This is a genomic window from Streptococcus sp. 1055 (assembly GCF_013276815.1).
In the GTDB taxonomy this organism is placed as follows: Bacteria; Bacillota; Bacilli; order Lactobacillales; family Streptococcaceae; genus Streptococcus; species Streptococcus pseudopneumoniae.
On record NZ_VMLT01000116.1, the window covers coordinates 1 to 4,077 of the forward strand.

General features: G+C 46.0%; 2 protein-coding genes. Both read left to right on the forward strand.

Annotation, left to right across the window (positions count from 1 at the left end):
- The first annotated feature begins 88 nt into the window (after positions 1-88).
- On the forward strand, positions 89-2,920 hold the full coding sequence (uvrA, locus tag HT699_RS09885; protein WP_138702101.1) for an excinuclease ABC subunit UvrA: 2,832 nt from the start codon (positions 89-91) through the stop codon (positions 2,918-2,920).
- On the forward strand, positions 2,913-3,974 hold the full coding sequence (locus HT699_RS09890; protein ID WP_138702100.1) for a Xaa-Pro peptidase family protein: 1,062 nt from the start codon (positions 2,913-2,915) through the stop codon (positions 3,972-3,974). The genes uvrA and HT699_RS09890 overlap by 8 nt, the downstream gene beginning before the upstream one ends.
- Positions 3,975-4,077 lie beyond the last annotated feature (103 nt).

The following is a 4,077-nucleotide window of genomic DNA, read 5'->3' on the forward strand; positions in this document are numbered from 1 at the left end:
TATTATACTACAAAATCGGCCTTTTGGGTAATAGAATCTCACTTTTTTTGGTATAATGGTAAGCAATAATGGACTAGAAAGAACAAAGATGCAAGATAAAATTGTCATTCATGGGGCGCGTGCCCATAATTTAAAAAATATTGATGTGGAGATTCCGCGAGATAAGCTGGTTGTCGTGACTGGCTTGTCAGGTTCAGGGAAGTCCAGTCTGGCTTTTGATACCCTCTATGCGGAGGGACAACGTCGCTATGTAGAGAGTTTGTCCGCCTACGCTCGTCAGTTCTTGGGCAATATGGAAAAACCAGATGTAGATGCTATTGATGGTCTCAGCCCAGCTATTTCTATCGACCAGAAAACGACTAGCAAAAACCCTCGTTCGACGGTGGGAACAACGACTGAAATCAATGACTATCTGCGTCTTCTCTACGCACGTGTGGGGACGCCTTACTGTATCAAGGGGCATGGAGCTATCAAGGCTTCTTCGGTGGAGCAAATCGTTGATAAGGTTTTGGAGTTACCTGAACGCCAGCGCTTGCAGATTTTGGCCCCTGTCATCCGCAAGAAAAAAGGTCAACATAAGAGTGTTATCGAGAAGGTTCAGAAAGATGGGTATGTCCGTGTCCGTGTGGATGGGGAAGTCTATGATGTGACCGAAGTGCCAGACTTGTCCAAGAGCAAGCAACACAATATCGATGTCGTGGTTGACCGTATTGTCATCAAGGAGGGCATTCGTAGTCGTCTCTTTGATTCCATTGAGGCTGCCCTTCGTATCGCAGAAGGCTATGTCATTATCGACACTATGGACGATTCGGAGTTGCTCTTCTCTGAGCATTATGCCTGCCCAGTTTGTGGCTTTACTGTTCCAGAGTTAGAGCCACGTCTCTTCTCCTTCAATGCTCCTTTTGGCTCTTGTAGTGAGTGTGACGGTTTGGGCATCAAGTTGGAGGTGGATACTGATTTGGTAGTGCCAGACGCCAGCAAGACCTTACGTGAGGGAGCGCTAGCACCTTGGAATCCTATCTCATCCAACTACTATCCAAACATGCTAGAGCAGGCTATGACGACCTTTGGAGTGGATATGGATAAGCCTTTTGAGGACTTGTCAGAAGAAGATAAAAACTTGATTCTCTACGGCTCAGATGGCAAGGAATTCCATTTCCACTATGAGAATGAATTTGGTGGTGTGCGCGATATTGACATTCCTTTTGAGGGAGTTATCAATAATATCAAGCGTCGTTATCACGAGACAAACAGCGATTATACCCGCACCCAGATGCGTCTCTACATGAATGAGCTGACCTGCGGAACCTGTCACGGCTATCGTCTCAATGACCAGGCCTTGTCTGTTCGTGTGGGTGGCGAGCAAGGGCCGCATATCGGAGACATTTCAGACCTATCTATCGCAGACCACTTGGACTTGGTGAGCCAGCTGACCTTGTCTGAAAATGAAGCCATCATTGCTCGTCCCATTCTCAAGGAAATCAAGGATCGTTTGACCTTCCTTAATAATGTGGGTCTTAATTATCTGACTCTGTCACGTTCAGCAGGAACCCTTTCAGGTGGGGAAAGCCAGCGTATTCGTTTGGCAACCCAGATTGGTTCCAATCTATCTGGCGTCCTCTATATCCTAGATGAGCCGTCAATCGGTCTCCACCAGAGGGATAATGACCGTCTGATTGCTAGTCTCAAAAAGATGCGTGACTTGGGCAATACTCTCATCGTGGTGGAACACGACGAAGATACCATGCGTGAGGCTGATTATCTGATTGACGTTGGTCCCGGTGCCGGTGTTTTTGGTGGAGAGATTGTTGCTGCAGGTACGCCCAAGCAGGTAGCTCGTAACAGTAAGTCTATCACAGGCCAGTACTTGTCAGGTAAACGTGCCATTCCAGTACCAGAAGAGCGCCGTGTCGGAAATGGTCGTTTTATCGAGGTGACAGGAGCGCGTGAGAACAACTTGCAAAATGTTACTGCTCGCTTCCCACTAGGAAAATTCATCGCAGTGACAGGGGTGTCGGGCTCAGGCAAGTCTACCTTGATCAACAGCATCCTCAAAAAAGCCATTGCCCAGAAGCTCAACCGTAATTCAGACAAGCCTGGTAAATTTAAGACTATTACAGGGATTGAGCATGTAGACCGATTGATTGACATTGACCAGAGCCCTATCGGACGAACGCCAAGGTCTAACCCTGCTACCTATACAGGAGTTTTTGACGATATACGTGACCTTTTTGCCCAGACAAACGAAGCCAAGATTCGAGGCTACAAGAAGGGCCGTTTCAGTTTCAACGTCAAGGGTGGTCGCTGTGAAGCCTGTTCAGGCGATGGGATCATCAAGATTGAGATGCACTTCTTGCCAGATGTTTATGTGGCTTGTGAAGTTTGCCACGGAACCCGTTACAACAGTGAAACCCTAGAAGTCCACTACAAGGAAAAAAATATCTCGCAGGTCTTGGATATGACCGTCAACGATGCGGTAGAATTCTTCCAACACATTCCAAAGATTCAGCGCAAACTTCAGACCATCAAGGATGTGGGACTGGGATATGTGACGCTAGGGCAACCAGCTACCACCCTTTCTGGAGGAGAAGCCCAGCGTATGAAGTTGGCTAGTGAACTTCACAAACGATCGACAGGAAAATCTTTCTATATTCTGGATGAGCCGACGACAGGTCTTCATACCGAGGATATTGCTCGCTTGCTTAAGGTTTTAGCTCGCTTTGTAGACGACGGTAATACAGTCCTTGTTATTGAGCACAATCTGGATGTCATCAAGACAGCAGACCATATTATTGACTTGGGTCCTGAGGGCGGTGTCGGCGGTGGAACCATCATCGCAACAGGAACTCCAGAAGAAGTAGCGGCCAAGGAAGCCAGCTACACAGGACATTATTTGAAAGGAAAGTTACATCATGAATAAACGTGTACAAGCATTTCTAGCTAAAATGCAAGAAAAAGAACTAGATGGTATCATCATCAATAACCTTAAAAACGTCTATTACCTGACTGGTTTTTGGGGCTCAAACGGAACAGTCTTTATCAGCCGTGACCGTCAGGTCTTGGTGACAGACTCTCGCTATATCATTGCAGCCAAGCAAGAAACCAGTGGTTTTGAGATTGTGGCTGACCGTGATGAATTGGTTGTCATTGCAGGCATTGTTAAGGACATGGGCTTGTCTCGAATCGGTTTTGAAGATGAGATTTCAGTTTCTTATTATCATCGTATGCAGGCCGCCTTTGAAGGAATTGACTTGCTTCCACAAACTCAGTTTGTCGAAGGTCTTCGAATGATTAAGGATGAAGCGGAGATTGCAGCTATTCGTAAGGCTTGTTCTATCTCAGACCAAGCTTTCCGCGATGCGCTTGACTTTATCAAACCAGGAAAGACAGAGATTGAAATAGCCAACTTCCTTGACTTCCGTATGCGTGAGTTGGGAGCATCTGGCTTGTCTTTTGACACTATCCTAGCTAGCGGTATCAACTCTTCCAAACCCCATGCCCATCCTATGCACAAACCAGTGGAGCTAGGAGAAGCTATTACCATGGACTTCGGTTGCCTCTACGACCACTATGTCAGTGATATGACACGGACTATCTATCTGGGGCATGTCAGCGACGAGCAAGCAGAGATTTACAATACAGTTCTAAAAGCTAACCAAGCCTTGATTGAACAGGCTAAGGCTGGCTTAGGTTTCCGTGACTTTGACAAAATTCCTCGTGATATTATCATCGAGGCAGGCTATGGTGACTACTTTACCCACGGTATCGGACACGGTATTGGACTGGATATCCATGAAGAGCCTTACTTTAGCCAAACTTCTACAGAAACTATTAAGGCAGGTATGGCCTTGACCGATGAACCAGGTATCTATATCGAAGGCAAATATGGCGTTCGTATCGAGGATGATATCCTGATTACAGAGACAGGTTGTGAATTATTGACCCTAGCTCCAAAAGAGTTGATAGTCATTTAGTTGTTTGTCAAGAAAAAAGTACGAAAATGACGAAAAAAGTCAAAAAAAATTAAAAATAGGTCGCAAGTCGGATGTTTTTTATGGTATAATCCCATCTTTGACA